The sequence below is a fragment of the Agromyces bracchium genome, assembly GCF_009709675.1.
GTDB classification, from domain to species: Bacteria; Actinomycetota; Actinomycetes; order Actinomycetales; family Microbacteriaceae; genus Agromyces; species Agromyces bracchium.
Genome location: NZ_WMLB01000045.1, coordinates 30,110 through 55,588, shown reverse-complemented (window position 1 = coordinate 55,588; position 25,479 = coordinate 30,110). Strand labels below are relative to the sequence as shown.

The following is a 25,479-nucleotide window of genomic DNA, read 5'->3' as shown; positions in this document are numbered from 1 at the left end:
CGCGGGCTGGGTACGTTTCTCAGGACGACACGCGGGCGGCGCCTGCCGGGCCCGGCGTGTCGTCCTGAGAAACGTGCGGAGGGGCCGCCCGATCCTGAGAAAGGTATCGAGCATAGGCTGGACGGCATGGCTGTCGAGGTGTCGGAACTGTTCGATCCGAGCGAGTGGGCGGATGCCGCGGCATCCGTCACCGGCGGAGCCGGTTTCACCGACCTCACCTACCACCACTCGACGGACGGCCGCATCGCGCGCATCGCGTTCGACCGGCCGGAGGTGCGCAACGCGTTCCGCCCGCACTCGGTCGACGAGCTGTATCGCGCGCTCGAGGACGCCCGCACGAACCCGCGCATCGGCGTCGTGCTGCTCACCGGCAACGGGCCGAGCCCGAAGGACGGCGGCTGGGCCTTCTGCTCGGGTGGCGACCAGCGCATCCGCGGCCGCGACGGGTACCAGTACTCGGCCTCCGAGGGCGAGGTCGTGCGCGACCCGGCGGCCGCCGCCGCGACGGGTCGACTCCACATCCTCGAGGTGCAGCGGCTCATCCGCTTCATGCCGAAGGTCGTCATCGCGGTCGTGCCCGGGTGGGCGGCGGGTGGCGGCCACTCGCTGCACGTCGTCTGCGACCTCACGGTCGCGTCGCGCGAGCACGGTCGCTTCAAGCAGACGGATGCCGCTGTCGGCAGCTTCGACGCCGGATACGGGTCGGCGTACATGGCCCGGCAGGTCGGGCAGAAGTTCGCGCGCGAGGTGTTCTTCCTCGCGGAGGAGTACTCGGCCGACCGTGCGTACGAGATGGGCGCGGTGAACCGGGTCGTGCCGCACGCCGACCTCGAGCGCGAGGCGATCGCGATGGCGCGCACCATCCTCACGAAGTCGCCGACGGCGATCCGCATGCTGAAGTTCGCGTTCAACGCGGTCGACGACGGGCTCGTCGGCCAACAGGTGTTCGCGGGCGAGGCGACGCGGCTCGCGTACGGCACCGACGAGGCGGTCGAGGGGCGCGACTCGTTCCTCGAGAAGCGCGAGGCCGACTGGGGTCCGTACCCGTGGCACTACTGAGCGGAGGGTCGGGCCGGCCGGGCCGCAACCGCATCTGCCGGTTACCGGAGTCGCGATGAAACCCCTCATCCGGGTTCCGGCCGGCGACGTGCCGCGGTTGATCGCGCAGCTGCGCGAGGCGGTGCTCCTCGATGGGCTCGCCGTGCTGCCGATCCCCGGTGAGATCGAGCCGGCGGATCCGATCGGGACGCTCGTCGACGACGAGGTCGCCGTGGTCGTCGAGACCAGTGGATCGACCGACCGGCCGAAACGGGTCGCACTCTCGGGTGCCGCGCTCCGCGCGAGCGCGGGGGCGACCTCGGCCTGGTTCGGCGGCGCGCACGGGCAGTGGCTGCTCGCGCTCCCCGGGACCTACATCGCCGGGATCCAGGTGCTCGTGCGCTCGCTCGTCGCCGGCACCGAACCGGCGGTCATGCCCGCGGGCGGGTTCACACCCGATGCGTTCGTCGCCGCGGCCCGCACGCTCGACCCGGATCGGCCGTGGTTCACCTCGCTCGTGCCCGTGCAGCTCGCGCGCCTCGTCGAAGCGGCCGATGCCGATCGCTCGGTGCGCGCGGCGCTCGGCTCGTTCGAGGCGATCCTGCTCGGGGGCCAGGCCGCCCCGGCCGGGCTCGTCGAGCGCGCCGCCGCGATGGGCGCCCGGGTGCACCGCACCTACGGTTCCAGCGAGACGGCGGGTGGATGCGTCTACGACGGCACCCCATTGCCCGGCGTCGACGTGCGCACCGTCGACGGCGAAGTGCAGCTCGCGGGGCGGATGCTCGCCGAGGGCTACCTCGACGACCCAGAACGCACCGCGCGCGCCTTCGCGACCGACGCCGACGGACGTCGCTGGTACCGCACCGGCGACCTCGGCTCGATCGGCGACGACGGTCGACTTCGGATCACCGGTCGCGCCGACGACGTGATGATCTCGGGCGGCGTCAAGGTCGTGCTCGGCGAGGTCGAGCGCGCGGTGCACGGTGTCGACGGATTCGCCGACGCCGTCGTGGTCGCGGTGCCCGACGCCGAGTGGGGCGAGCGGGCCGCGGTCGTCGGCGCCGGTGCGGCGGCGCAGGCGCCGGGCGCGCTCGACGCGCTGCGTGGGGCGACGGATGCCGCGGGGCTGCCGCCCGCCGGCCGACCCGTGCGCGTCGTCGTGGTCGACGAGCTGCCGCGACTCGCCTCGGGCAAGCCCGACCGCGTCGCGGCATCCGCCCTCGCCAGGGGCGCCGCCGGCGCCTGACGCGGGGCCCGACACCGCGGCCTCCGGCGCGCCGGCGCCAGCCGGGGCGGGATCGGTTGCACCAGCGCGGTCGGCGGCACCGCCTCGTGCGGTTCGCAGGATCAGAGACGCGATGCCCTCGCTGTGGAGCCCACGTCGCGTCTGGTCCTGCGAACCCACGGCGCGGGCCGGCGACGTGGACGTCAGGTGACCGTTCAGTGCTCGAGGGCGGGAGAAAGGTATTCCGCGTCTACCTTTCTCCCTGCGATGTGAGCGAGGGATCGTCGCGGCGAGCGAGCGGCTGTTGCAGGCGAGCACGATCCGGCGGACTCGCGCGGCGCCCCGCGCAGGCGCAGCCGTCGCCGCCGGCTCCGCCCGGCAGAGCCCATCCATAGCGGCGCGCAATAGCATGTCGGGGTGGCACGCCCGAAGACCCCCCGCACCCAGTCAGCCGAGTCCGCCCGACCCGACCAGGCCGCCAAGCCGTCCAAGCCCCGCACGAACGGGCGCTCCGGCAACCCGGCGAAGGTCGCCGCGGGTGCCCCGCGCGCGCAGCGCGGACCGGCGACGTTCCGCGACTGGGTGGGCGGCGCGCGCCTCCGCACCCTTCCGCTCGCGATCGCGCCGGTCGCGCTCGGCACGGGGGCCGCGGTCGTGCTGCTCGGCTACCTCGACGAGCCGTTCCATCCGTGGCGCGCGGTGCTCGCGCTCGTCGTCGCGCTCGCGCTGCAGATCGGCGTGAACTATGCCAACGACTACTCCGACGGGGTGCGCGGCACCGACGAACACCGGGTCGGCCCCGCCCGACTGGTGGGCTCGGGCGCTGCGACGCCGAAGCAGGTGCTCACGGTCGCGCTGGCGTTCTTCGGCCTGGCCGCGCTCGCCGGCCTCGCGCTCGTCGTCATCACCCAGCAGTGGTGGCTGCTCGCCGTCGGCGCCGCCGCGATCGTCGCGGCCTGGTTCTACACGGGCGGCAAGCGCCCGTACGGCTACTACGGACTCGGCGAGCTGTTCGTGTTCGTCTTCTTCGGCCTCGTCGCGACGGCCGGCTCCACGTACGTGCAAGCGCTCGACGTCAACCTCGAGTCGTGGACGGGCGGCGCCGGCGTCGGGCTCATCGCGTGCGCGGTGCTCATGGCGAACAACCTGCGCGACGTCGACCAGGACCGCCTCGCCCGCAAGCGCACCCTCGCGGTGCTCGTCGGGCCGTTCGTCGGACGCATCCTCTTCGCCGTCTTCATGCTCGCGCCCTTCGCGATCACCGTCTTCTGGGCGTTGCTCTATCCGCCCGCCTGGCTCGTGCTCTTCGCGCTGCTCGCTGCGCTGCCCGCATGCGTCATCGTGGGCTGGGCGCGCACGCCGCGCGAGCTCATCATCGGCCTGCAGCTCGCGAGCGTGACGGCCCTCGCGTACGGCGTCGGCATGGGGCTGGCCTTCGCGTTCTAGCCGAGACGGATGCCGCGGGGCGGCGCCTGCGATCGGGCGGATGCCGTGGCATCCGCTTTACTCGGCCCGGCGCTGCTCCGCCTCGTCGACCGCGGAGTCCTCGGCCTCGTCGTCGGCAGTGACGGTCGGCTGCTCGCGATGGCGGGCCTCGTAGAGGTCCTTCGCCATCGCCTCGCGCGGCGTGCGGAGGAAGATGAGCGACGCGCTGAATCCGAAGAGCGCGGCCACGATCACGGAGATCCACGGAGTGACGCCCGCGACGAGCAGCACCACGAGCGGTGCGGCGAAGAGGAGCACGCGCAGCAGCGTGTAGCGGAGCCAGACGGGGAGGGCCTTCACCCGATCAGTGTAGGCGGCGCAGTCTGGGTGCTCGCTCCCAGCCGAACGTGATGCGACGCGCCTAGAATCGGTGCATGGTCCGCCTCTGGTTGATCGCCGGTGTCGCTGCCGTGGTCTTCACGATCTACGCGGCGGTGGACTGCGCGCTGTTCGATCGCACCCGTATCCGCGGACTTCCGCGCGGCTGGTGGATCGTCGTGATCCTGCTCGTCCCGGTGATCGGTGCCGCGCTCTGGTTCATCGTGGGTCGTGGTCGCGCCGTGCGCGTCGGCCGCGTGAACCCGCACAGCAACGCGCCCGACGACGACCCCGAGTTCCTGCGCCGCCTGCGCGCCGACGCCGAGCACGAGGAGCGGATCCGCCGCCTCGAGCAGGAGCTCGAGCAGCTCGACCACGAGCTCGAGGCCGACGGCGACCACCGCGACGCCGATGCCGACGGGCACGGCGCGGCGCGGCCGCGCGGCGACGACGCGCTCGGCACCGACCGTCGCCGCAACGACGGAACCGACGGTCCCGGCGACGCCGGCCCCTCACCGCGGCCGAATGGCTGAGGCCCGGACCGTCGCGAGTCCCGCCACCGCAGCCGCGCTCGCGCTGCTGTCGAACCTCGTGCGCGCCGGCGTGACCGACGTCGTCGTGGCGCCCGGTTCGCGCTCGCAGGCGCTCGCGCTCGCCGCCGCAGAACTCGAGCGCGTCGGTGGCATCCGCCTGCACGTGCGCATCGACGAGCGGGGCGCGGGCTTCCTCGCGCTCGGCCTCGCCGTCGAGACGGGCCGCCCCGCCGTGGTCGTCACGACCTCGGGCACCGCGGTCGCGAACCTGCACCCGGCAGTGCTCGAAGCGCACCACGCGGGCGTGCCGCTGATCGTCGCGACCGCCGATCGGCCGGCCGAGCTGCGCGGCATCCGCTCGAACCAGACGACCGTACAGCCCGGGATCTTCGCGGGCGCCGTGCGCCTCGAGCGCGACGTCGCGCCGCCCGAGGGGCGCGCGGGAGAACTGGATGCCGCGGCGCACCTGGCGCGCGACGCCGTGCGCGCCGCACTCGGCGTCGACGCCGACGGCGTGCTCGTGCCGCACCCCGGCCCGGGCCCGGTGCACCTGAACCTGCAGTACCGCGAGCCGCTCTCGTCGGCCGAGTCGCTCGACGCGGCGCCGGTCGTGCGGGCGGATGCCGCGGCATCCGTCGCCTCGATCACCGCCGACGCGCGGGCCGACGCGGTGGCCGACGTGGCCCGCCTCGAGCACGGCCCGCGCACGATCGTGATCGCGGGCGCCGGTGCCGGGCCCGAGGCCGAGGAGTTCGCGCGGGCCGGCGGCTGGCCGCTCATCGCGGAGGTCACGAGCGGGGCGCGCTTCGGCCCGAACCTCGTGGTCGCGTACCGCGAGCTGCTGCGCGAGCCCGGGTTCGGCGACGAGGTCGAGCGGGCGGTCGTGTTCGGGCATCCGACGCTGTCGCGCGAGGTGCCGGCGCTCGTGCAGCGCGACGGGGTCGAGGTGATCGCGGTCGCGCCGTGGGGCATCGAGTGGTTCGACCCGGGGCACGCGGTCGACCGGTTCGAGCGTGCCGTGACGGTCGAGCCGCACGAGCCGACGGCCGAGGAGCGCGCGTGGACCGGGCGCTGGGTCCGGGCCAGTCGCATCCTGCTGGATCGGCGTGATGAGGTCGGGGCCGGTGCGGATGGCGCCGGCGCGCCGGGTGCTGCAGGCTCCGCCGGTTCCGGCACCGCCGGTTCCGGGGGCACCGCCGGCTCCGGCGGCCTCCGCAGCGGGGTCGACGAGACCGGGCACGTCAGCGACTACGCCGCGCAGCGCGCGTACCTGAAGGACCAGCTTGCGCGCATCCGCACGCCCGTCGACCGGCGCATGCTCGTCGAGGCGCTCTGGGCGGCGACCTGGCCGCACGACCGGCTCGTGTTCGGCGCATCGCGCCTGATCCGCGACGCCGACCGGAACGTACCCGGCCGACGCATTCCCGTGCACGCGAACCGCGGGCTCGCGGGCATCGACGGCACCGTCGCGACGGCGATCGGCATCGCGATCGCGAGTCAGGCGGCGGCGCCGGGTGCGGGCGGCGCCGGCGTCGCGGCGGATGGCAGCGGCGCTCGCCAGACGGATGCCGCGCCGACCGCTGCCGGCACCACGCGCGTGCTCATCGGCGACCTGACCCTGCTGCACGACGTCGGCTCGCTCCTGCTCGGCGCCGGCGAGGCGCGTCCGCGCGTGCTCGTGATCGTCGGCAACGACGGCGGCGGCACGATCTTCGACGCGCTCGAGGTCGCGGCATCCGCCCCGGCCGACGCGTTCGACCGCGTGCAGTACACGCCGCAGTCGGTCGACCTCTCGGCGCTCGCGAGCGCCTACGGCTGGGAGTACCGACGTGCAGCGACGCGCGGCGAGCTCGACGAGGCGCTCGGCACGGCCGTCACGGGTCCGACGCTGCTCGAGGTCCCGCTCGCGCGCTGAGCGGGCCGCGCGACCCCTTGCCGTGGCATCCGTCGGCACTCGATGATGGGGGAGCGCCGCGGCCGTCGCGGCCGTGAGGGGAGCGCCGTGGGGCTGGAGAAGTACTGGGCGAGCGATCCGATGGACGTGCTGCGGGTGCGGCAGGACTTCGTGCTCGCCGACGTCGACACGGGTTCGGCGCCGGGGTTCGAGGGAAAGAAGCGCGAGGCCGAGAAGTCGCTCGCGGTCGGGGCCGAGATCCTGGCAGGACTGCAGGAGCAGCTGTTCGCGGGGCACCAGATGGGCGACGACCCGCGCCGCATCCTGCTCGTGCTGCAGGCGATGGACACCGCCGGGAAGGGCGGCATCGTCAAGCACGTCATGAGCGCGGTCGACCCGCAGGGCGTGCAGCTCGCGACGTTCAAGAAGCCGACCGAGGAGGAGCTCGCGCACGACTTCCTCTGGCGCATCCGCAAGGAGGTGCCCGAGGCGGGCATGATCGGCGTGTTCGACCGGTCGCACTACGAGGACGTGCTCATCGGCCGCGTCCGAGAACTCGCCCCGCCCGAGGAGATCGAGCGCCGCTACGACGCGATCAACGAGTTCGAGGCCGAGCTCGCGGCATCCGGCACCACCATCATCAAGGTCATGCTGCACATCTCGATGGACGAGCAGCGCAAGCGCCTGCTGAAGCGGCTCTCGCGCCGCGACAAGCACTGGAAGTTCAACCCGGGCGACATCGACGAGCGGATGCTCGCGCCGAAGTACCGCGAGGCCTACCAGGTCGTGTTCGACCGCACGACGACGCCGTACGCGCCCTGGTACGTCGTGCCGGCCGACCACAAGTGGTACGCCCGCCTCGCCGTGCAGCACCTGCTCATCGACGCGCTCGAGGGCATGAAGCTCGACTGGCCGCTCGCCGACTACGACATCGAGGAGCAGAAGGCGCGGCTCGCGACGGGCTGAGTGCGGGCGGGCCGGGCGGATGCCGCGGGGCGGCGGCGGATCCGGCCGGCCTGAGCCGAGCGGGGATCATGTGCCGAATCGCTCATGTGCAGCCGCGTGCACATGAGGAATTCGAGCCTCCGCGCCGAATCCGCCGTGCGACTGGCGCTACGCTGCGCGCGGATGACCCGGCGAGTGCGCAGAACCGCTACGGATGCGGCGCAGCCGGCGCGAGCCACTGCGCGGATTCGCGACGAGTGCGCGGGTCGGGAGGCGCGCATCCGTCGCGAAAGCGCGCACTCGGGGCTCGGGGCGCGGCACCCTGGGCTCGCGGTGAGCGGCCGGGGCGCGCACCCGTCGCGAAAGCGCGCACTCGGGGCGAGCGGCGCGCGCACCCGGGGCGAGCGGCGCGCGCACCCGGGTCGAGCGGCCGGGGAGGGCGGCCGGGGCGAGCGGCGCGCGCACCCGGGTCGAGCGGCCGGGGCTCGCGGCGATCGGCCGGGGCGAGCGGCGCGCGGGCGGGCCGACGCCCGCCGCCTACGGCACGGGCGGCGAGGGCGGCGGCGCGCCGAACGCCTCGACGATCGGCCGGAACTTCATGTCGGTCTCGGCGAGCTCGTCGGCCGGCACCGAGTCGTGGACGATGCCGCATCCGGCATACGCGCGCACCGTGCCATCCGTCGACACCTGCGCGCAGCGCAGCGCGATCGCCCACTCGCCGTCGCCGTCGGCGTCGACCCAGCCGACCGGGCCGGCGTAGCGGCCGCGATCGAAGCCCTCGAGCTCGGCGATCGCCGCGAGCGCGACGCCCCGGGGCGTGCCTGCGACCGCGGCCGTCGGGTGCACCGCGCGCACGAGGTCGAGCGAGCTCGATCCGTCGCCGAGCGTGCCCTTGAGGTCGGTCGCGAGGTGCCAGAGGTTCGGCAGCTGCAGCGTGAACGGCTCGGGGCTCGCGTCGAGCCGCGCGGTGTGCGGCGCGAGCGTCGCGACGGCGCTCTCGACCGCGAGGGCGTGCTCGGCGAGGTCCTTGTGCGAGGCCGCGAGGCGCGCGGCCTGCGCGCGATCGGATGCCGCGTCCCGTCCGCGTGACGCCGTGCCGGCGAGCACGCGTGCCGAGACCGTTCCGTGGTCGACGCGCACGAGCGTCTCGGGGCTCGCGCCGATGAGGCCGTCGACCGCGAACACCCAGGTGTCGGGGTAGTCGTCGGCGAGCTTCGCGAGTGCTGCGCGCAGCCCGGCGTCCTCGTGCAGCGTGCCGACGATCTCGCGGGCGAGCACGACCTTCTCGAAGCGTCCGTCGTCGATGCGGCGCACGGCCTCGCCGACGGCGTCGGTGTATGCCTCGGGCGGCATCGTCCCTGGCGCGAAGCGCACGCGCGGTACGTCGCGCTTCGGCGCGGGCGCGGGCAGTTCGACCGGTGCGGGCGGCGCGGCGGATGCCTCGTCGACGAGCTCGATCCGGGTGACCCACGCGCGCCCCTCGCGGCGGCCGAGCACGATCTCGGGCACGACCAGCACGCTCGTCGCCGCCGATTCGTCGGCGAACGCGATCGCGCCGAACGCGACGAGGCCGCTGCCGGGGAGCCCGACGCGGTCGTCGACGTCGGCGTTCGCGGCGACGCGCTGCCACTCGCGGGCGGCGTCGGCCACCCGATCGGGCCCGTGCGTCTCGATGCGGAGCACCTCGCCGAGGCCGATGATGCCCTCGCCGCGACGCATCCAGAGCAGCGGATGCCGCGGGTCGAGACGCGGCACGAGCGGCGCGGTCTCGTCGACCGCGACGGTGCGAACGCGCAACCTCGTGTCGGCGGCGGGAGGCGCCGCGGCATCCGTTCGCGTCACCGGACCAGCCTACGCCGGAGGGTGCACGGGCGATTCACGCGGGTCTGTCGGGGCGGCCGGCCGCGGGCCGCGCCTCGCGGTCGGCCGCGGACGTCCAGGTTCGCGGCCTCAGGCCGGGACGACGTCGACGCCGTGCCAGAAGGCGACGTGCTCGCGGATCTCCGCGGCGGCGTCGGACGGGGTGTTGTACGTCCAGGCGGCGTTCGGGTTGCGCTGCCCGTCGACCTCGACGTGGAAGTAGTTCGCGGTGCCCTTCCAGTGGCACACGGTGCGGTTGTCGCTGGCGACGAAGTACTCCGGGCGGATCGCCTCACGCGGGAAGTAGTGGTTGCCCTCCACCACGACGGTGTCGTCGGACTCCGCGATGACCGTGCCGTTCCAGATCGCCTTCATGCCCAGCAGTTCCTTCCTACGTGCGTTTCGAGCTTCGAACTTCGAGCTTCGAGCTTCGAGCGGATGGCGCATCCGCGCCGTCCACCTCGATTCAACGCCGTCCGGCCGCAGTTCCATCCCGATGCATGGAAACTCTCAGGTTCGGCCGGCCGCCGCCGGCCGCGGCATCCGCTCGTTCCGTTCGCAGGATGAGCCGCGCGATGGGTTCGTATGCGAGGGGATGGAGCGTCTGGTCCTGCGAACTTCGCGGGGGCGAGGGCGGCGAGGGTGGTGGGTCGGTGCGGTGACGCGGCATCCGCTCGTTCCATTCGCAGGATGAGCCGCGCCATAGGTTCGTATGCGGGGGGATGGGGCGTCAGGTCCTGCGAACTTCGCGGGGGCGAGCACGACGGCCGGGGCGGGGGCGGGCGGGGAGGCGGCGGGCGAACCGGCGCAGGCCGGCACACCTCACCGGGGCCGCCCAGCCGGGCGACCGTAGACTCGCAGGCATGACGCGCGCAGACCTCGGCAAGGACCCCCGTGACGTCTCGGCGATGTTCGACCGGGTCGCGGCGCGCTACGACCGCACCAACGCGGTGCTGTCGGTCGGCAACGCCGCGCTGTGGCGCGTCGCCACGACGAAGGCGGTCGCGCCGAAGCCGGGCGAGCGGATCCTCGACGTCGCCGCGGGCACGGGCACCTCGAGCGCGAGCCTCGCGAAGTCGGGTGCGAGCGTCGTGGCCGCCGACTTCTCGCCGGGCATGATCGAGGTCGGCCGCCGCCGCCAGGCGCACGTGCCGAACCTCGTGTTCGTCGAGGCCGACGCGATGAAGCTGCCGTTCGGCGACGCCGAGTTCGACGCGGTCACGATCTCGTTCGGCCTGCGCAACGTGAAGGAGCCGAAGGTCGCGCTCGCGGAGTTCCTGCGAGTGACGAAGCCCGGCGGGCGCCTCGTGGTGTGCGAGTTCTCGCACCCTCCGGTCGGCGTCGTGCGCGCGGGCTACGACTTCTACCAGAAGGTCGTCATGCCGCCGCTCGTGAAGCTGTCGAGCTCGAACGACGACGCGTACGACTACCTCAACGAGTCGATCAACGCCTGGCCCGACCAGCCGACGCTCGCGGGCTGGATCCGCGAGGCGGGGTGGGCGGATGTCGCGTGGCGCAACCTCACGGCGGGCATCGTCGCGCTGCACCGGGCGCGCAAGCCGCTGACCGCGCCGGTCGAGTAGGACGCGAAGCGCCCGCATCGAGACCCGCGGGTGGTCGCGTCGGTGGTCGAGTAGGACGCGAAGCGCCCGTATCGAGACCTCGGCAGACCGTACCGGGACCCGCCGCCGTGGAGCGTCGGAGTCGGCGCGTTCGACAAGCTCGCAGCATCCGCTCGGCTGCCTCTCGGTAGGCTGGGGCTCGTGAATCCGAGCCACACGGTCCGTCGCGCCTCCTCGCTCGCGGCCAACCTCGGCCTCAGCGAGCGGGTGTTCGCCTCCGCGGCCGATCGAGCCATGGCCCGGGCCATCGACGACGGGCTCGAGCGCGTCGAGGCGGGGCTCGTCGAGCAGGTCCGCTTCGCGGACGCGGTGGCGGATGTCACGAGCCGCTACCTGCTCGAGGCGGGCGGCAAGCGCGTGCGCCCGATGCTGACGCTGCTCACCGCGCAGCTCGGCGACGGCTCGGTCGACGACGTCGTGACGGCGGCCATGGCCATCGAGATCACGCACCTCGGTTCGCTGTACCACGACGACGTCATGGACGAGTCGGAGCGCCGACGCGGCGTGCCGAGCGCGCAGACGGTGTGGGGCAACTCGGTCGCGATCCTGACGGGCGACCTGCTGTTCGCACGGGCGAGCCAGCTCATGGCGAAGCTCGGGGAGCGCGCGATCCGCATGCAGGCCGACACGTTCGAGCGCCTCGTGCTGGGCCAGCTCAACGAGACCGTCGGGCCAGACCCCGACGAGGACCCGATCGAGCACTACATCCAGGTGCTCGCCGACAAGACGGGGTCGCTCATCGCGGCGGCCGCGCAGTCGGGCATCATCTTCGGCAACGCCGACCCGGCGCTCGAGGCGCCGATCATCGAGTTCGGCGAGAAGATCGGCGTCGCGTTCCAGCTCATCGACGACGTGATCGACCTCTCGCCGCAGCCCGAGGAGACGGGCAAGGTTCCCGGCACAGACCTGCGCGCGGGCGTCGTGACGCTGCCGCTGCTGCGGCTGCAAGACCTGGCGAAGACGGATGCCTCGTCGGCCGACCTGCTCGACCGGATCCGTCGCGACGTGCTGCCCGCGCCGGCCGACGAGGCGGGCGACCCGTTCGACACGAACACGCTCGCGGCCCGCATCGTGCCGTCGCGCGCGACGGTCGACGCACTCGTCGACGAGCTGCGCGAGCACGAGGCGACGCGCGCGACGCTCGCCGAGGCCCACCGCTGGGCGCGCGAGGCCGTCGAGGCGCTTGCACCGGTGCCCGAGGGCAGCGTGAAGAAGGCGCTGACGCGCTTCGCCGACACCATCGTGGAGCGTTCGAGTTGAGCCCGGCTCCCGAGACGACGAGCCCCGAGACGACAACGCCCGAGACGACAGGAGGACCCGACCGGTGACGAGGAACAAGCTGCGCCTGGCCATCGTGGGCGCCGGCCCGGCCGGCATCTACGCCGCCGACATCCTGCTGAAGTCGGAGCGGAACTTCGACGTCTCGATCGACCTGTTCGATCACCTCCCGGCGCCCTACGGGCTCGTCCGCTACGGCGTCGCGCCCGACCATCCGCGCATCAAGGGGATCATCACGGCGCTCCGCGAGGTGCTCGATCGCGGCGACATCCGCATCTTCGGCAACGTGCGCTTCGGCGAGGACATCACGCTCGCCGACCTGAAGAAGCACTACAACGCGGTGATCTTCGCGACGGGCGCGGTGAAGGATGCCGACCTGCACATCCCGGGCGTCGAGCTCGAGGGTTCGTACGGCGCGGCCGACTTCGTCAGCTGGTACGACGGGCACCCCGATTACCCGCGCGAGTGGCCGCTCGACGCGCAGTCGGTCGGCGTCATCGGCAACGGCAACGTGGCGCTCGACGCGGCCCGCATGCTCGCGAAGCACGCGGAGGACCTGCTGCCGACCGAGATCCCGGCGAACGTGTACGAGGGGCTTTCGCGCTCTCCCGTGACGGACGTGCACGTGTTCGGTCGGCGCGGCCCGACGTCCGTAAAATTTACGCCGCTCGAGCTCCGCGAACTCGGCGAGCTGCGCGACGTCGACATGATCGTCTACGACGAGGACTTCGACTACGACGACGCCGCGCGCGCGGCCGTCGCGGGCAACAAGCAGGTCTTCGTGATCGACAAGGTGCTGCAGCAGTGGCGCCAGCGCGAAACCGGACAGGCGTCACGTCGTCTGCACCTGCACTTCTTCGCCAAGCCGCTCGAGGTCGTCGGCGACGAGTCGGGGCACGTGGCGGCGCTGCGCTACGAGCGCACCGCGCCCGACGGCGAGGGCGGGGTCGTGGGCACCGGCGAGATCCGCGAGATCCCGATCCAGGCGCTCTACCGCGCGGTCGGCTACTTCGGTTCGCCGCTGCCGGGCATCCCCTTCGACAAGAAGTTCGGCGTCATCCCGAACCACGAGGGCCAGGTGCTGATGCGCGACAAGGAGACCGGACAGTCGCGCCAGATGTACGGCGTCTACGCGACCGGCTGGATCAAGCGCGGCCCCGTCGGCCTCATCGGCCACACGAAGTCCGACGCCATGGAGACGATCAAGCACCTCATCAACGACCTCGGCAACTGGTGGCGGCCCGAGTCGCCGTCGGAGGAGTCCGTGATCGAGATGCTCGAGGCCCGCGGCATCCAGTGGACCGACCTCGACGGATGGCACCGCCTCGACGAGCACGAGCTCGCCCTCGGCTCCGCCGAGGAGCGCACGCGCATCAAGGTCGTGCCACGCGACGAGATGGTGACGATCTCGCGGGGCGAGGTCTGACCCGCCCTCGTTCCTCGGTGGTCGAGTAGGGCGCGCAGCGCCCGTATCGTTTCCGGTGGTCGAGTAGGACGCGAAGCGCCCGTATCGAGACCTGCCCGCCCGGTGGTCGAGTAGGACGCGAAGCGCCCGTATCGAGACCTGCCTGCTCGGTCGTCGAGTAGGACGCGCAGCGCCCGTATCGAGACCTCAGTCAGTGTGCCCCGAGCGGATGCGGCGCCCACGCGTACACGTGCGCCGACGCCACGGCGAGCCACGTCCACGCGGCGACGACCGCCAGCCAAAGCAGGGCAACGCCGGCCGCGCTCGTCGACAGCGCCGCGCCGCCGAAGAACCCGGCGACGATAACGACGCCGAGGACGACCCCGAGAACCGCCCGCTTCGGCGCCCCGACGCGTCGGCTCCACCCGGCATACGCGAACGCTGCCGCTGCGACGGCCGCGAACCCCACGGCCCCGAACACGAGGTGCAGGATGCCGCTGAGGCTCGCCGTACCATCCGCTTCGCCCGCGGGGAAGCCGCCCCTCGGGTCGGGTGCGAACACCGCGCTGAGTACGAGCGCCCCGCCGTAGACGGACGTGAGCACGCCGAGCGCGAGGCCGCGACCATTCCGGATGGCTCGGATCATCCCCACGGCGGCGACGATCGTCATGACGCCCGCGAGCGCGAGGTTCGCCCGCTGCAGCCACCCCCATTCGCCGAGCATCAGCAGCGAGAGCGCGTGCCGGCTGAGGTCGAACCCGGGCCGGGTAAGTGCGAGCGCGAGGCCGACGACGAGGTAGAAGGGTCCGGCGACCACGCCCCAGCCGAGCATGCTCCGGGTGATCGCGGCTGACCGGTCGAACGTGGTCGTGGTGTCGGATGTCGAGGTGCTCACGATCTCCCTTTCGAGTCGAGACGGATGTCGCCTTCATCTCGTACGTCGAATGGCGCGAGCCGGGATCGACATCGCCTGTTCAGTGATTCCTCCTCACTGATAGTATTTGCTATATGCAGCCAGACCTGACCGACACCATCGACCGGATTCGCGCTGACGCGCGCGCCGCCGATGAGCTGCACGAGCGGTCGCGCACGATGCTCGTGAATGCCGTCCGGTCCGGAGCGCGGGCCGGTCTCTCCCAGCGGGAGATCGCCGCTGCGGTCGGGCGGAGTCAGCCCGAGGTCTCCCGACTGCTGCATTTCCACGGGGCATCGGCTCGCGGGCGCGCACTTGCCCGGAACCGCAGGAAGGTCATCGAGCTCGCCGCCGCTCGTGGTGCCCGAAACGTGCGGGTGTTCGGCAGCGTCGCGACCGGCGCCGACACTGCTGAGTCCGACATCGATCTCCTCGTCGACCTCGAGCCGGGAACAGGCCTGTTCTCGCTTGCACGCCTGGAGGCCGAACTCGCAGATCTCCTCGGCGCCGAGGTCGACGTCGTTCCGGCTCGCGGGCTGCGAGAACACCTCGCCGAGCGAGTGCTGAGTGAGGCGGTTCCGCTGTGAGCCGGTCGGATCGAGAGCTCGTCGACGACGCCTTGGCACATCTCGCGGCTCTGAAGCGGCATCTCGAGCGCGGCGACCTTGACGACGAGACCGTCGCGGACGCGGTCAGCTTGCGGCTGGCGGCGGCCATCGAGGCCGTCTCGCAGGCCAGTGACGGATATCGCGAGCGAACGTTCGGCACGGACTGGAAAGTCATCTGGGCGACGCGCAACCGCATCGCCCACGGCTATGCATACATCGACCTGGCGATCATCCGCGACACCGTGGAGCAGGACCTTCCTGAATTCGAGGACAAGCTGAGGAGATCGGTCCGGACGACCGACGGCTGAGTCCGGCTTCGCGCCCTCGAGCGATCCCGATCAGACCCTCAGGACTGATGCCCGACCGGCGGCTCCCCGACGAACTCGTGCGCCTCGCGCGCCAGCTCCGACCACAGCTCGCGGTCGCTGACGCGCACCCACGTGCGGCTGTCGCCGCCGCGCGTCGAGTGGAAAGGCTCCGCGATGCCGCGCTGCTGCAGGTCGGATGACCGCGCGGCCGGCAGGTCGACCACGAGCTGCCCGCCGTCGAGGAACGCGAACAGCCTGCCCTTCACGAGCAGCCCGTCGGGCGTGGCATCCACGTCGTAGTCGGCATCTTCGAGCAGTTCGTTCGCCACGTCGTCGTAGGTCGCCTGCACGTCATCCATGTCATCCCCCTGTCGGTGCCCTCGCGGGGGAGCCTACGCCGCGCGCGCGGCGCGCGCCGCGCTACGCTGCACACCATGCCCCTCGCCCCCGTCGCCCTCGTCGTCGGGGCCGCCCTCCTCGGCGCCGTGCTCGGCTGGTGGCCGCTCGCCGCCTGGACCGACCGCAACATCCGTCGCGATCCAACCGAGCGGATGCCGCTGCGCGCCCTCCGCGCCTGGTCGGCGGGCACGACCGCCCTCCTATTCGGACTGCTCACCTGGCGCTACGGCCTCGACCCGGTGCTGCCGGCGCTCCTCGCCCTCGCCGCCGCCGGCGTCGCCCTCTCGATCGTCGACCTCACCGAGAAGCGCCTGCCGAACGCCATGGTCTTCCCGACCCTGCTCGTGGTCGCGGTGCTGCTCGTCCCCGCGTCCGCCCTCACGGGCGACTGGCTCGCGCTCGCCTGGGCGGCCGCCGGCTCCGCCGGCATGTTCCTCTTCTACTTCGTGCTCGCGCTCATCTCGCCGAAGGCGATGGGCATGGGCGACGTGAAGTTCGGGCTGCCGCTCGGGCTGCCGCTCGGGTGGTTCGGCTGGGTGATGTGGATCGCTGGATTGTTCGGGGCGTTCCTGATCGGCGGAATCGTGGCGATCGTGGCGTTGGCGCTGCGGCGGGTGACGCTGAAGGGGTCGGTGCCGTTCGGGCCGTCGATGGTGGCGGGGGCGATGCTGGCTCTGCTCCTCCTCGCGCGCTGAGCATCACTCGCTCACGGACCGATCTCGCCTGTCCCCTGACTTTCTGAGTCGTGTCCCCCGAAAAGCGGACTGTAGCACCCCGAATGCCAACGTTGAGTTACGCGCAGGTCACGTTTGTACCCCTGCCTGTACCCAATCAGGGGGTGCCCCGAAGTGGGGCATAGCGTCTGATTCGTTCGCATCGATAAGTTCGTCGGGCCGCTTGCAGGAGTGGGCGGCACCCCAGATTCTGATCGACCCGAAGGGTGTCACTCATGCTCAAGCTCTACACGAAGGCCCAGGCTCGCCTGAACTCGCTCCGCTCGGAGGAGGACGGCAACGCTGCTGAGTACGGTCTGATCCTCGCGCTGGTCGCGCTTGGGATCATCACGGCGCTCGGCTTCCTCGGCGCGGCGCTCGCAGGTGTCTTCGACGACGTGACCGAGGGCCTCGGCGGTGCGATTGAATAGCAGCTGCTGAAGCGCTCTGAGTGCGCGACCGCCTTCGCGGTCGCGCACTCAGGTATCGATGGGAGAGCGAGTGTCGGATGCGTGTTAGGCGCAGGTCTGATGTACGTGGTGAACAGGGTGCTTCGGCGGTCGAGTTTGCGCTGGTGGTGCTCCCGCTTGTCTTGATCCTGCTCGGCATCATCGAGTTCGGCTACATCTTCAACCAGCAACTCACCGTCACAAATGCCGCCCGCGAAGGTTCACGGGTGCTGGCCATCACACGCGACACTGGCGACGCAGTGAGCGCGGCGACGAATGCCGCATCGACGCTGGTCGGCACTCCCGTCATCACAACACCCACCGTGTGCCCCGAGACTGGCCCCGGCGACGCCACCGTCGTGATTACGCTCGCGCTCGACACGATCACCGGTCTCGAGACTTGGGTTCCCGGCCTCGAAACGATCAGCCTCACTGGAAGAGGAGTGACACCATGCGGAGGTTGATTCGTGGACTGCGCGCCGAGCGGGGCGCGACTGCGACTGTCGTCGCCTTTGCCATAATCCCGCTACTCGGTGCTGGCGCGATCGCGATCGACGTCGGAGCGCTCTATGCCGAGCGTGCTCAGTTGCAGAACGGCGTCGACGCTGCGGCCCTGGCCGTTGCTGCGTCGTGCGCTCGAGATGAGTCCGCGTGCGGAGCGGGGTCCACAGTGCTCGCCCAGCAGTACGTTGACGACAACGCCGCGATCTTCCGCGAGCCAGTCGCTGATGCTCCGAGCATCAGCACGTCGAACAACACGGTGACTGTGACAGCGAATACCGGGGTCGACCACATGCTTGCTCAGTTGATCGTCGGCGACGACGCCAGCAACGTATACGCATCAGGCTCCGCGGAGTGGGGTACCCCGATCGCCGGTGGGGTGCTCCCTGTAGGGTTCGGTAGCTGTGAGTTTGAGGGCGCCGCGCCTGGAGAGAAGATCACAGTTGAACTTGGTGTCAAGGCCCGCGCCGAGTGCCCGGACGTGACCGACAACCCCGGTGGGTTCGGGTGGCTGAACGCGGAGGACTGCTTCGTGCACTTCGATCTCAGCGATGGGGAGCTCTGGCATCTGGGCGAGAGCGGAATGGGCGGCGGTTCGTCTGGTTGTAATCCGAAGAATGATTTCACGCCGCTTCTTGACACAGTGATTCTGATTCCGATCTTCGACTCTTTCAAGGCTGTCCTGAAGAGTTGCGACGAGGCTCCTGACCCTAAGGCGCCAAAGGAGTGTTACCACATCGCGAAGTTCGCGGCGTTCAAGCTCACTGGTGGAAAACTCACGTCCTTTACGCACATCGACAAGTCAGCACCGCCGTGCGATAAAGCGGGTTGCCTTCAGGGGGAGTTCGTGAAGTACGTTGCCGTCGACGACGCATTCGAACTCGGAGACGGCGGCTCCGACTCGGACAGCCTCAGCGTGGTCCGCATGATCCTGACCGAGAATGAGCGATCCGCCTTGATCGGCTGACCGCCGAGCGCCCTACAGAAAGCAGCACATGAAGACCCGAATCATCGGTGCGATCCTCGCCATCGTTCTCGCCGTCGCGGGAGGCGTCGCGATCTACATGTACGTTGCGGGCGCAGATGCGCGGGCGTCCCGCGGAGCGGAGCTTATCGAGGCTTACGTCGTGACTGAGCCAGTCCCGCAGGGGACGGCGAGCGAGGCATTGCGAGAGGCGCTTGCGGTCGACGAACTGCCACGAAATGCCGTGCCGGAAGATGCGGTGACCGACCTGGGCGACCTGGACGGGCTCGTCACCTCGGCCGACTTGCTGCCGGGCGATGTACTTCGGCAGGCGCGATTCGTCGATCCCGCGGATGCGGTTGCCGGCGGAGTCGCTGTTCCTGAGGGCATGCAACTCATGTCGTTCACGCTCCCCGCCGACCGCGTCGTAGGCGGCCAAGTGGCTCCCGGTGACAAGATTGGCCTCGTCGGCACGATCGACCCTGACGAGGTCGGAGATCAGGAAGACGTCGTCAACCCAATCTCGAGCTTCGCGTTCCACGGCGTCCTCGTCACGAGAGTGCAGGGCGTGGTAGGCGTTGACCCGGAGACAGGTGAGGAGACAGACCAGAGTTCGGACTCGGCGATCATGCTGACGATTGCGCTCTCTGCGCACGACATCGAACGCTGGGTGTGGTTCACCGAAGGTGAGGCCGCCGACTATGCGCAGATGTGGCTCACATTGGAGAACGAGGCGACCGACAACAGCGGCACTTCTCCGGTCGATGGAAACGCCGCTTTCCAGTGACGCGGTATCTGCTGGTCAGTCGCAGCGCGGAGTATGAGACTCGACTCCGCCGGCTTCTTCGCGGCCGCCTCCAGACAGTGCCCGGCGAGTACCTGACCTTCGGCGTCGAGTCAGCGATGCGCCGGCTCGCCTCGGCACCACGAGTCGCGCTGCTCGGGCCGCTCCTGAGCTTCGAAGAGACCAAGCGCCTGAGCGAGAAGCTCGCTGCACGATGGCCGGGCATCGGGGTCATCGTCGTGCGCGAGCAACGCTCGGACCTCGAAGACTGGGTCGACGGCATGGAGATTCACGCCGTCCTCAGCCCGGAGGCGTCCGATGCGACGACCGAGGCTCTCCTTGCGCGGCTCGACGACTGGCTCGTGTCCTCGGGGCGATTGCAGCCGGTAACCGAGGCGGAGGAGGCAGTTGAAGCCGAGCAGGATGACATCGCCGGGGTGTTCGCGCTGCTCGGGCCGGAGATGCGTCGAGCCGACTTCGAGCCGAGCACTCCCTACGCCAGCACATCCAGCGGCATCGCGGATCTGGATACAGCGCACGGCGTGGGCGCGATCGATGTCGAATCAGAATTGGTTTCCGCGCCGGAGCTTGAGCCCGAGTCCGAGCCCGCTGAGGCGGAGTGGGTCTTGCCTCCGATGGCCGAGAACGTGCGAAGCGAGGTCATCGTCGTCGCAGCGCCAAAGGGCGGTCAGGGGAAAACCACGACGGCGATCAACCTCGCTGCGGGGCTCGCCGAAGTTGAACCGAACTCTGTGGTACTTGTCGACGCCGATGTGCAATTCGGCGACATCGCCAACGCCCTCGACCTGCATCCCCAGTACTCGCTCGCCGATGTCGTCCGGACGGGGACCGACGAGGTCGAACTCAAGGCGCTGCTGACCCATCACGACGACGACTTCTTTGTCATCGCCGCGCCGCCCTCACCCGAACTTGCGGACGGAATAGCGACCGGCGCCCTTGGCGCGCTGCTCGACCGCCTTGCGACCATGTTCCGCTACGTGATCGTCGACACGACACCTGGTCTGCCCGACCACACACTGACGGCACTCGAACACGCGACCGACGGCGTCTTCGTGTCGAACATGACCGTTCCGAGCCTTCGCGCGCTCCGGAAAGAGTTCGAGCTGCTACTCGCGCTCAACCTTGTGCCCAACAACCGACACGTCGTGGTCAACTTCGTGGAGAAGAATACCGGGCTGGTGGCAAAGGACGTCGCAGCCATAATCGGTACGCCGATTGACGTTCTAGTCCCGCGTTCCACCGCTGTGGTGCTGGCCTCCAACGAAGGCGCCCCGCTCATTCACCACGACGTGCGCGACGCAGCCGCGAAGGCGTTCCGCACGGTCGTGCAGCGCATCGACCCCTCAGCCGTCCCCACTCGCCGACGCATCCACAGGAAAGCGAGGACCAAGTGAGTCTCAGTGATCGCCTTGAGCGTGCACGCGGTGCACACCGATCGACGGGTGGCATCCCCGCCGATCCCCCCACCATCGATGATGCGGCGGGCCCCGATCCTGCGGTGACCAACGCGCTACCGTCGGAGGCCGCGGAAGACAAGGCCGACGTGTCGCTAGCCGATAACCGCGCCGACGAGCACACAAGCACCTGGAATGCCCTTGCCGGGCCGGTCGAGCCGGATGGTCCGACGGACGCGCTGGTCGAGCTGAAAGAGCGCGCGGCGGAGGAGCTCTTCCGGAGGATCGGCGCTCGATTGAATGACCCGTCGCTGACCGAGGAACGGCTTCATGCACTCGCGCGCGAGGAGCTCGGCCGGATCGTCGAGTCGGAGCAGGTCGCTCTGACCAGCGGTGAACGCAACCGTCTGATCACCGAAATCGGTGCGGATGTGCTCGGGTTCGGTCCTCTGGAGCCGCTGCTCGACGACGCCGCCGTGACAGAGATCATGGTCAATCGCTTTAACCAGATCTTCGTCGAGCGGGCGGGTCGCCTGTATGAATCGCGGAGCCGATTCACGAGCGAGGCTCAACTCCGGCGCGTCATTGAGCGTATCGTGTCGCGTGTCGGCCGCCGCATCGACGAGTCCTCGCCTCTGGTCGACGCGCGGCTCGCGGATGGTTCCCGCGTCAACGCGATCATCCCGCCCCTCGCGGTCGACGGCTCGTCGCTGACGATCAGGAAGTTCTCGCGCACACCCTTCGGCGTCGACGACCTCGTCGGGTTCGACACACTGACTCGCGAAATGGCGACCCTTCTCGACGCGTCCGTGCGTGCCAAGCTCAATATCCTCGTCTCCGGCGGAACGGGCACCGGCAAGACGACGCTGCTGAATGTGCTCTCTGCGTTCATACCTGGGGACGAGCGCATTATCACCATCGAGGACGCCGTCGAGCTCCAACTGCAACAGGAGCACGTGGTCCGACTCGAGTCTCGGCCGGCGAACATCGAGGGCCGGGGCGAGATTACTATCCGTGACCTCGTCCGCAACTCGCTTCGCATGCGACCCGACCGGATCGTCATCGGCGAGGTTCGTGGTGGTGAGAGTCTCGACATGCTTCAGGCAATGAACACCGGTCATGAGGGTTCGATCTCGACTATTCACGCCAACTCGCCGCGCGACGCCCTTGCGCGGCTTGAGACGCTTGTTCTCATGGCAGGCATGGATCTGCCTCTCCGCGCAATCCGTGAGCAGATCTCCTCGGCGATCGACATCATTGTTCAAATCACCCGACTCCGCGACGGAACCCGACGCGTGACGAGCATCACCGAGGTCCAGGGAATGGAGGGCGATGTCATTACCCTCCAGGATGCCTTCGCCTTCGACTATGCCGCTGGTGTCGACGAGGAGGGTCGATTCAGGGGCCACGCCGTCTCTACGGGCGTGAGGCCGCGATTCGTCGACCACTTCAATGATCTTGGGATCGAGGTGCCCGCGAGCATCTTCCGCTACCAACCCCGAGACCGCGTCGTGCTGGGAGAAGTTGGATGAACGCCCTGCTGATCGCGGGCGTTCTGCTCAGCCTGATCGCGCTGCTCGCATTGGTATTCCTCGTCATCGTTCCACCGGCGCGGCGCGTTGCGGTCCAGCGCAGGTTGGCGCCCGGTGAGGAGTATGTATCTCCGCTGACCAAGGCGACGGACAAGACGGTTGAGACGATCGAGGCCGTCATGTCGCGACGTGACCGAACCCTTTTCGGAGAGGAGCGTCTCGAACTCGCGGGCATCCGGATGACGCCCTCCGCGTTTGTCCTCGTTGTCTTCTCCATGGCATCGGTCCTCGCCCTGCTGGGTGTGATTCTTGGGTTCGGCAGCTGGGCCGCGGTGTTCTGGGGTGTTGTCTTCGCTCTGCTCGCTCCGCTCATTGCGCACGTGTATCTGACCGTTCGAACCGCGGGCCGTCGCGCGAAGTTTGCGGATCAACTCGATGACACACTGACGTTGGTGTCGGGCAACCTTCGGGCCGGCCACGGTCTCACTCAAGCGATCGACTCGGTTGCACGGTACGCCGATCCGCCTACGTCTGAGGAGTTCTCACGGATCGTGAACGAGGTGCGTATCGGACGTGATCTTGATGTCGCGCTCGCAAACACCGCCGCTCGCATGGAGTCAGCGGACTTCGATTGGGCGGCGCAAGCGATAGCGGTGAACCGTGAGACCGGTGGAAATCTCGCCGAGACGCTCCAGCGGACCGCCGCGACCATCCGGGAACGCAATCAGATTCGCCGACAGGTCAAGGCTCTAAGTGCAGAGGGCCGGCTCTCTGCGATCATTCTCATCGCGCTGCCGATCGTTGTATTCGCGTTCGTGGTCGTGGTTCGCCCAGAGTATCTTGCGCCATTCTTCGAGACGCTGCTCGGGTGGCTTGCATTGGCAGTCGCCGTACTGCTCATGATCGTCGGCACCGTATGGATGGTCTTCGCCGTCCGCGTGAAGTTCTGAGGCAATGCGATGACACTCCTTCCGATCCTCGCCATCACTGCGGTCTCGCTCGGCATCGGCGTGCTGGTCTACCTCGTTGTTCGCGCGATACCCGTCAAGTCTGATGTTGTAGCGGTGGTGGCACCTGCAAGCGAGGCCGAGCTCCAGCGCGTCGAACGCCGGACGTTTGCGGAGACGCTGCGGGCAGTCATGCCTGCCGGGTATGTCGGCTGGGTCCAGCGCAAGATCATCCACGCAGGGATGGCCGGCCGATGGTCTGTCGGAGGCTTTCTGGTGATCCGCGTGGTTGTCTCCATTGTGGCGTTTCTCATCGGGCTGACGAGCCTCCTTGCAGCACCGAACCTGGTCGGAAAGATCATTGGGTTGCTTTTCGCAGTGCTGTTCTTCTTGCTGCCGGAAGTCATCGTGACGAGCCGCGCGGACGACCGGCAGAAGGCCATCCTGCTTGCGCTCCCTGACACGCTCGACCAGATGACGATCGCGGTCGAGGCCGGTTTGGGATTCGAGGGCGCGATGGCCAGAGCCGCTCAGGGTGGCCGCGGTCCGCTCGCGGAGGAACTGATCCGGACTCTCCAAGACATGTCGATCGGCCGCTCACGCACGGACGCATATTCCGCTCTCCTGGCACGCACCGATTGCGACGACCTCAAGCGGTTTATCCGTGCGGTACAGCAGGCCGATCGCTACGGTATTGCGATCGCGGACGTCCTTCGCGTGCAGGCTGGCGAAATGCGGATCCGGCGGCGCCAGCGCGCCGAAGAATCGGCCATGAAGGTGCCGATCAAGGTCGTCTTCCCGCTCGTGTTCGCGATCCTCCCGGTCCTGTTCATCGTTCTCCTGTTCCCAGCGGTCCTAGGTCTCATCGACGCCTTCTCCTGACCAGTCCACTTCGTTCCGTAGGCTGCCCCTGAGGGGGTTTGCATGGGGGATGCAACCGAGTGGCGACCCGATGTGCTCGGGCCCGGATTCGATCAGCTGACGCTGACGATCGAAGACGACGACGAAGGTGAGGTCGTCGCGACGCTCGTGCGGCACACCGCAGGCGCAAGTGGCGAGGCCGCGGCATTCGCTCGGCGCCGGTGGCGCTGGCCGTGGGAACGCGAGGAGGAGCCGGAGCGGCGGCCAGCGGCATCGCGGTGCGATGTGCTGTTCGTGCACGGGTGGAGCGACTACTTCTTCAATCCCGAGCTGGCGCGGTTCTGGAGCGATGCGGGGGCGCGGTTCTACGCGCTCGACCTGCGGAAGTACGGGCGGAGCCTGCGGGAGTGGCAGACGCCCGGGTACATGACCGACCTGGCCGTGTACGACGAGGACATTGAGGCCGCGCTCGGCGTCATCACGCGCGAGGGTGGGCCGGAGGCATCCGCTCGGCCGTTGATTCTCGTCGGGCACTCGACGGGCGGGCTCACGCTCAGCCTGTGGGCGGCGCGCAATGCCGGGCGGGCGGCGGCGCTCGTGCTGAACAGTCCGTGGCTGGAGTTCCAGCTGAGCGGGATCGGGCGGCAGGCGATCCAGCCGATGATCGGGTTCCGCGCGCGGCTCGACCCCATGGGGCCGCTGCCGAACGTCGACCTCGGGTTCTACACGCGGTCGGTCGCGAAGGAGCTCGACGGGGAGTGGGAGTACGACCACGCGTGGCGGCCCGACCGCGGGTTCCGCACGCATCCGGCCTGGCTGACCGCGATCCTCGCCGGGCACGCGACCGTCGCCGCCGGCATCGACGTGGGGGCGCCCGTGCTGACCCTCGTGTCGGCGCGGTCGGTGCTGCAGGCGACGTGGGATGACGCGATGCTCACGTCGGACATCGTGCTCGTCGTCGACGAGATCGCGCGCCAGTCGCTGAAGCTCGGGCCGAACGTCACGGTCGCGCGCATCGACGGGGCGCTGCACGACGTGTTCCTGTCGCGGGAGCCGGCGCGGGCGGCGGCGTATGCGGCGGTGACGCGGTGGTTGGAGGGGTACGCGCCGCGGTCGTGAATGAGGCAGACCCGCTGTCACGCTGACGGAGTAATAACGCTTGGCGATATTAGCGCGGCGCGTTACTATCGGTGGTGTGATCCGTTCGTTCGCAGATGACGCGACCCGGAAGGTGTTCGACCGCGAGCGAGTGGCGAGGTTCGGCCACGATCTGCAGCGGATGGCACATCGGAAACTCCTCCTGATCGAGGCAGCCGATGAACTGAATGACCTCCGCGTGCCACCGGGAAATCGCCTTGAGGCGCTCCGCGGAGATCGTGCCGGACAACACAGCATACGAGTGAACGACCAATACCGGATCTGCTTCCGTTGGACCTCGACGGGAGCCGAGGACGTCGAGATCGTCGACTACCACTGAGGAGG

Annotated in this window: 27 protein-coding genes; 22 read left to right on the top strand and 5 right to left on the bottom strand. The window is 69.7% G+C overall.

The window, feature by feature from the left end:
* Positions 1-126 precede the first annotated feature (126 nt).
* From GJ743_RS18650 to GJ743_RS18640, 3 genes are all read left to right on the top strand, one after another.
* Positions 127-1,059, top strand: a complete 933-nt coding sequence (locus GJ743_RS18650) for a 1,4-dihydroxy-2-naphthoyl-CoA synthase (protein ID WP_155053402.1) — start codon at positions 127-129, stop codon at positions 1,057-1,059.
* Between the two features lie 55 nt (positions 1,060-1,114).
* On the top strand, positions 1,115-2,284 hold the full coding sequence (locus GJ743_RS18645) for an AMP-binding protein (RefSeq protein WP_155053401.1): 1,170 nt from the start codon (positions 1,115-1,117) through the stop codon (positions 2,282-2,284).
* A 396-nt stretch (positions 2,285-2,680) separates the two neighbouring features.
* A complete protein-coding gene (locus GJ743_RS18640; RefSeq protein WP_328289350.1) occupies positions 2,681-3,709 on the top strand; it encodes a 1,4-dihydroxy-2-naphthoate polyprenyltransferase in 1,029 nt (342 codons plus the stop codon).
* A 57-nt stretch (positions 3,710-3,766) separates the two neighbouring features.
* On the opposite strand, the gene GJ743_RS18635 is transcribed toward GJ743_RS18640, so the two are convergent.
* Positions 3,767-4,048, bottom strand: coding sequence for a DUF4229 domain-containing protein (locus GJ743_RS18635; protein WP_328289349.1), 282 nt, complete (start codon positions 4,046-4,048; stop codon positions 3,767-3,769).
* A 74-nt stretch (positions 4,049-4,122) separates the two neighbouring features.
* On the opposite strand from GJ743_RS18635, the gene GJ743_RS18630 reads away from it, so the two are divergent.
* From GJ743_RS18630 to GJ743_RS18620, 3 genes are all read left to right on the top strand, one after another.
* On the top strand, positions 4,123-4,599 hold the full coding sequence (locus GJ743_RS18630) for a PLD nuclease N-terminal domain-containing protein (RefSeq protein ID WP_155053400.1): 477 nt from the start codon (positions 4,123-4,125) through the stop codon (positions 4,597-4,599).
* Positions 4,592-6,514 carry a 2-succinyl-5-enolpyruvyl-6-hydroxy-3-cyclohexene-1-carboxylic-acid synthase gene (menD, locus tag GJ743_RS18625; protein WP_155053399.1) on the top strand — a complete coding sequence of 641 codons (1,923 nt, stop codon included), beginning with the start codon at positions 4,592-4,594 and terminating at the stop codon, positions 6,512-6,514. Before GJ743_RS18630 ends, menD begins: the two co-directional genes overlap by 8 nt.
* A 120-nt stretch (positions 6,515-6,634) precedes the next feature.
* Entirely contained in the window at positions 6,635-7,459 is an 825-nt protein-coding gene (locus GJ743_RS18620; protein ID WP_230386925.1) for a PPK2 family polyphosphate kinase, read from the top strand.
* 516 nt (positions 7,460-7,975) lie between these two features.
* Here the strand turns inward: GJ743_RS18620 and GJ743_RS18615 are convergent.
* Both GJ743_RS18615 and GJ743_RS18610 read right to left on the bottom strand, forming a co-directional pair.
* Positions 7,976-9,280, bottom strand: a complete 1,305-nt coding sequence (locus tag GJ743_RS18615) for an isochorismate synthase (protein ID WP_328289348.1) — start codon at positions 9,278-9,280, stop codon at positions 7,976-7,978.
* 108 nt (positions 9,281-9,388) lie between these two features.
* The gene (locus GJ743_RS18610; RefSeq protein ID WP_155053397.1) at positions 9,389-9,673 is read right to left on the bottom strand and encodes a DUF427 domain-containing protein; all 285 of its coding nucleotides are present in this window, start codon (positions 9,671-9,673) and stop codon (positions 9,389-9,391) included.
* Between the two features lie 488 nt (positions 9,674-10,161).
* On the opposite strand from GJ743_RS18610, the gene GJ743_RS18605 reads away from it, so the two are divergent.
* The 3 genes from GJ743_RS18605 (at position 10,162) to GJ743_RS18595 (ending at position 13,624) form a co-directional block, all read left to right on the top strand.
* Positions 10,162-10,881, top strand: coding sequence for a demethylmenaquinone methyltransferase (locus GJ743_RS18605; RefSeq protein ID WP_155053396.1), 720 nt, complete (start codon positions 10,162-10,164; stop codon positions 10,879-10,881).
* 180 nt (positions 10,882-11,061) lie between these two features.
* A complete protein-coding gene (locus GJ743_RS18600) occupies positions 11,062-12,180 on the top strand; it encodes a polyprenyl synthetase family protein (RefSeq protein WP_328289347.1) in 1,119 nt (372 codons plus the stop codon).
* Between the two features lie 64 nt (positions 12,181-12,244).
* The gene (locus GJ743_RS18595) at positions 12,245-13,624 is read left to right on the top strand and encodes an FAD-dependent oxidoreductase (protein ID WP_328289346.1); all 1,380 of its coding nucleotides are present in this window, start codon (positions 12,245-12,247) and stop codon (positions 13,622-13,624) included.
* A 190-nt stretch (positions 13,625-13,814) separates the two neighbouring features.
* Here the strand turns inward: GJ743_RS18595 and GJ743_RS18590 are convergent, their stop codons facing one another.
* Positions 13,815-14,498 (bottom strand): DUF998 domain-containing protein, encoded by a 684-nt coding sequence (locus GJ743_RS18590; RefSeq protein ID WP_328289345.1) that lies wholly within the window; start codon positions 14,496-14,498, stop codon positions 13,815-13,817.
* 113 nt (positions 14,499-14,611) lie between these two features.
* Between GJ743_RS18590 and GJ743_RS18585 the strand changes: the two genes are divergently transcribed.
* Both GJ743_RS18585 and GJ743_RS18580 read left to right on the top strand, forming a co-directional pair.
* Positions 14,612-15,103: a nucleotidyltransferase family protein gene (locus tag GJ743_RS18585; protein ID WP_328289344.1), complete on the top strand. Its 492-nt coding sequence runs from the start codon at positions 14,612-14,614 to the stop codon at positions 15,101-15,103.
* Positions 15,100-15,432 carry a HepT-like ribonuclease domain-containing protein gene (locus GJ743_RS18580; RefSeq protein WP_328289343.1) on the top strand — a complete coding sequence of 111 codons (333 nt, stop codon included), beginning with the start codon at positions 15,100-15,102 and terminating at the stop codon, positions 15,430-15,432. The genes GJ743_RS18585 and GJ743_RS18580 overlap by 4 nt, the downstream gene beginning before the upstream one ends.
* A 38-nt stretch (positions 15,433-15,470) precedes the next feature.
* On the opposite strand, the gene GJ743_RS18575 is transcribed toward GJ743_RS18580, so the two are convergent.
* The gene (locus GJ743_RS18575) at positions 15,471-15,791 is read right to left on the bottom strand and encodes a hypothetical protein (RefSeq protein ID WP_155053395.1); all 321 of its coding nucleotides are present in this window, start codon (positions 15,789-15,791) and stop codon (positions 15,471-15,473) included.
* 75 nt (positions 15,792-15,866) lie between these two features.
* Between GJ743_RS18575 and GJ743_RS18570 the strand changes: the two genes are divergently transcribed.
* From GJ743_RS18570 to GJ743_RS18520, 11 genes are all read left to right on the top strand, one after another.
* The gene (locus GJ743_RS18570; RefSeq protein WP_155053394.1) at positions 15,867-16,526 is read left to right on the top strand and encodes a prepilin peptidase; all 660 of its coding nucleotides are present in this window, start codon (positions 15,867-15,869) and stop codon (positions 16,524-16,526) included.
* Between the two features lie 254 nt (positions 16,527-16,780).
* Positions 16,781-16,975: a Flp family type IVb pilin gene (locus GJ743_RS18565; protein WP_155053393.1), complete on the top strand. Its 195-nt coding sequence runs from the start codon at positions 16,781-16,783 to the stop codon at positions 16,973-16,975.
* 77 nt (positions 16,976-17,052) lie between these two features.
* Positions 17,053-17,457: a TadE/TadG family type IV pilus assembly protein gene (locus GJ743_RS18560; RefSeq protein WP_155053392.1), complete on the top strand. Its 405-nt coding sequence runs from the start codon at positions 17,053-17,055 to the stop codon at positions 17,455-17,457.
* Positions 17,445-18,461 carry a pilus assembly protein TadG-related protein gene (locus GJ743_RS18555; protein ID WP_155053391.1) on the top strand — a complete coding sequence of 339 codons (1,017 nt, stop codon included), beginning with the start codon at positions 17,445-17,447 and terminating at the stop codon, positions 18,459-18,461. Before GJ743_RS18560 ends, GJ743_RS18555 begins: the two co-directional genes overlap by 13 nt.
* Before the next feature lie 28 nt (positions 18,462-18,489).
* Positions 18,490-19,245 (top strand): Flp pilus assembly protein CpaB, encoded by a 756-nt coding sequence (gene cpaB, locus GJ743_RS18550; RefSeq protein WP_155053390.1) that lies wholly within the window; start codon positions 18,490-18,492, stop codon positions 19,243-19,245.
* 77 nt (positions 19,246-19,322) lie between these two features.
* Positions 19,323-20,657, top strand: a complete 1,335-nt coding sequence (locus GJ743_RS20325) for an AAA family ATPase (RefSeq protein WP_155053389.1) — start codon at positions 19,323-19,325, stop codon at positions 20,655-20,657.
* Positions 20,654-22,189: a CpaF family protein gene (locus GJ743_RS18540; protein ID WP_343871577.1), complete on the top strand. Its 1,536-nt coding sequence runs from the start codon at positions 20,654-20,656 to the stop codon at positions 22,187-22,189. Before GJ743_RS20325 ends, GJ743_RS18540 begins: the two co-directional genes overlap by 4 nt.
* Entirely contained in the window at positions 22,186-23,139 is a 954-nt protein-coding gene (locus GJ743_RS18535; protein WP_155053388.1) for a type II secretion system F family protein, read from the top strand. The genes GJ743_RS18540 and GJ743_RS18535 overlap by 4 nt, the downstream gene beginning before the upstream one ends.
* 9 nt (positions 23,140-23,148) lie before the next feature.
* On the top strand, positions 23,149-24,018 hold the full coding sequence (locus GJ743_RS18530) for a type II secretion system F family protein (RefSeq protein ID WP_155053387.1): 870 nt from the start codon (positions 23,149-23,151) through the stop codon (positions 24,016-24,018).
* A 42-nt stretch (positions 24,019-24,060) separates the two neighbouring features.
* A complete protein-coding gene (locus GJ743_RS18525) occupies positions 24,061-25,116 on the top strand; it encodes an alpha/beta hydrolase (RefSeq protein WP_155053386.1) in 1,056 nt (351 codons plus the stop codon).
* A gap of 76 nt (positions 25,117-25,192) precedes the next feature.
* On the top strand, positions 25,193-25,474 hold the full coding sequence (locus GJ743_RS18520) for a type II toxin-antitoxin system RelE/ParE family toxin (RefSeq protein ID WP_328289341.1): 282 nt from the start codon (positions 25,193-25,195) through the stop codon (positions 25,472-25,474).
* Positions 25,475-25,479 lie beyond the last annotated feature (5 nt).

Bases quoted from the DNA above. Each gene is read 5' to 3' on its own strand.
- GJ743_RS18585 (WP_328289344.1), top strand. From the start codon at position 14,612: ATGCAGCCAGACCTGACCGACACCATCGACCGGATTCGCGCTGACGCG.
- GJ743_RS18575 (WP_155053395.1), bottom strand. From the start codon at position 15,791: ATGGATGACGTGCAGGCGACCTACGACGACGTGGCGAACGAACTGCTC.
- GJ743_RS18605 (WP_155053396.1), top strand. From the start codon at position 10,162: ATGACGCGCGCAGACCTCGGCAAGGACCCCCGTGACGTCTCGGCGATG.
- GJ743_RS18525 (WP_155053386.1), top strand. From the start codon at position 24,061: ATGGGGGATGCAACCGAGTGGCGACCCGATGTGCTCGGGCCCGGATTC.
- GJ743_RS18630 (WP_155053400.1), top strand. From the start codon at position 4,123: ATGGTCCGCCTCTGGTTGATCGCCGGTGTCGCTGCCGTGGTCTTCACG.
- GJ743_RS18620 (WP_230386925.1), top strand. From the start codon at position 6,635: ATGGACGTGCTGCGGGTGCGGCAGGACTTCGTGCTCGCCGACGTCGAC.
- GJ743_RS18650 (WP_155053402.1), top strand. From the start codon at position 127: ATGGCTGTCGAGGTGTCGGAACTGTTCGATCCGAGCGAGTGGGCGGAT.
- GJ743_RS18610 (WP_155053397.1), bottom strand. From the start codon at position 9,673: ATGAAGGCGATCTGGAACGGCACGGTCATCGCGGAGTCCGACGACACC.
- GJ743_RS18645 (WP_155053401.1), top strand. From the start codon at position 1,115: ATGAAACCCCTCATCCGGGTTCCGGCCGGCGACGTGCCGCGGTTGATC.
- menD (WP_155053399.1), top strand. From the start codon at position 4,592: ATGGCTGAGGCCCGGACCGTCGCGAGTCCCGCCACCGCAGCCGCGCTC.
- GJ743_RS18535 (WP_155053388.1), top strand. From the start codon at position 22,186: ATGAACGCCCTGCTGATCGCGGGCGTTCTGCTCAGCCTGATCGCGCTG.
- GJ743_RS18560 (WP_155053392.1), top strand. From the start codon at position 17,053: ATGCGTGTTAGGCGCAGGTCTGATGTACGTGGTGAACAGGGTGCTTCG.
- GJ743_RS18530 (WP_155053387.1), top strand. From the start codon at position 23,149: ATGACACTCCTTCCGATCCTCGCCATCACTGCGGTCTCGCTCGGCATC.
- GJ743_RS18570 (WP_155053394.1), top strand. From the start codon at position 15,867: ATGCCCCTCGCCCCCGTCGCCCTCGTCGTCGGGGCCGCCCTCCTCGGC.
- GJ743_RS18555 (WP_155053391.1), top strand. From the start codon at position 17,445: ATGCGGAGGTTGATTCGTGGACTGCGCGCCGAGCGGGGCGCGACTGCG.
- GJ743_RS18565 (WP_155053393.1), top strand. From the start codon at position 16,781: ATGCTCAAGCTCTACACGAAGGCCCAGGCTCGCCTGAACTCGCTCCGC.
- cpaB (WP_155053390.1), top strand. From the start codon at position 18,490: ATGAAGACCCGAATCATCGGTGCGATCCTCGCCATCGTTCTCGCCGTC.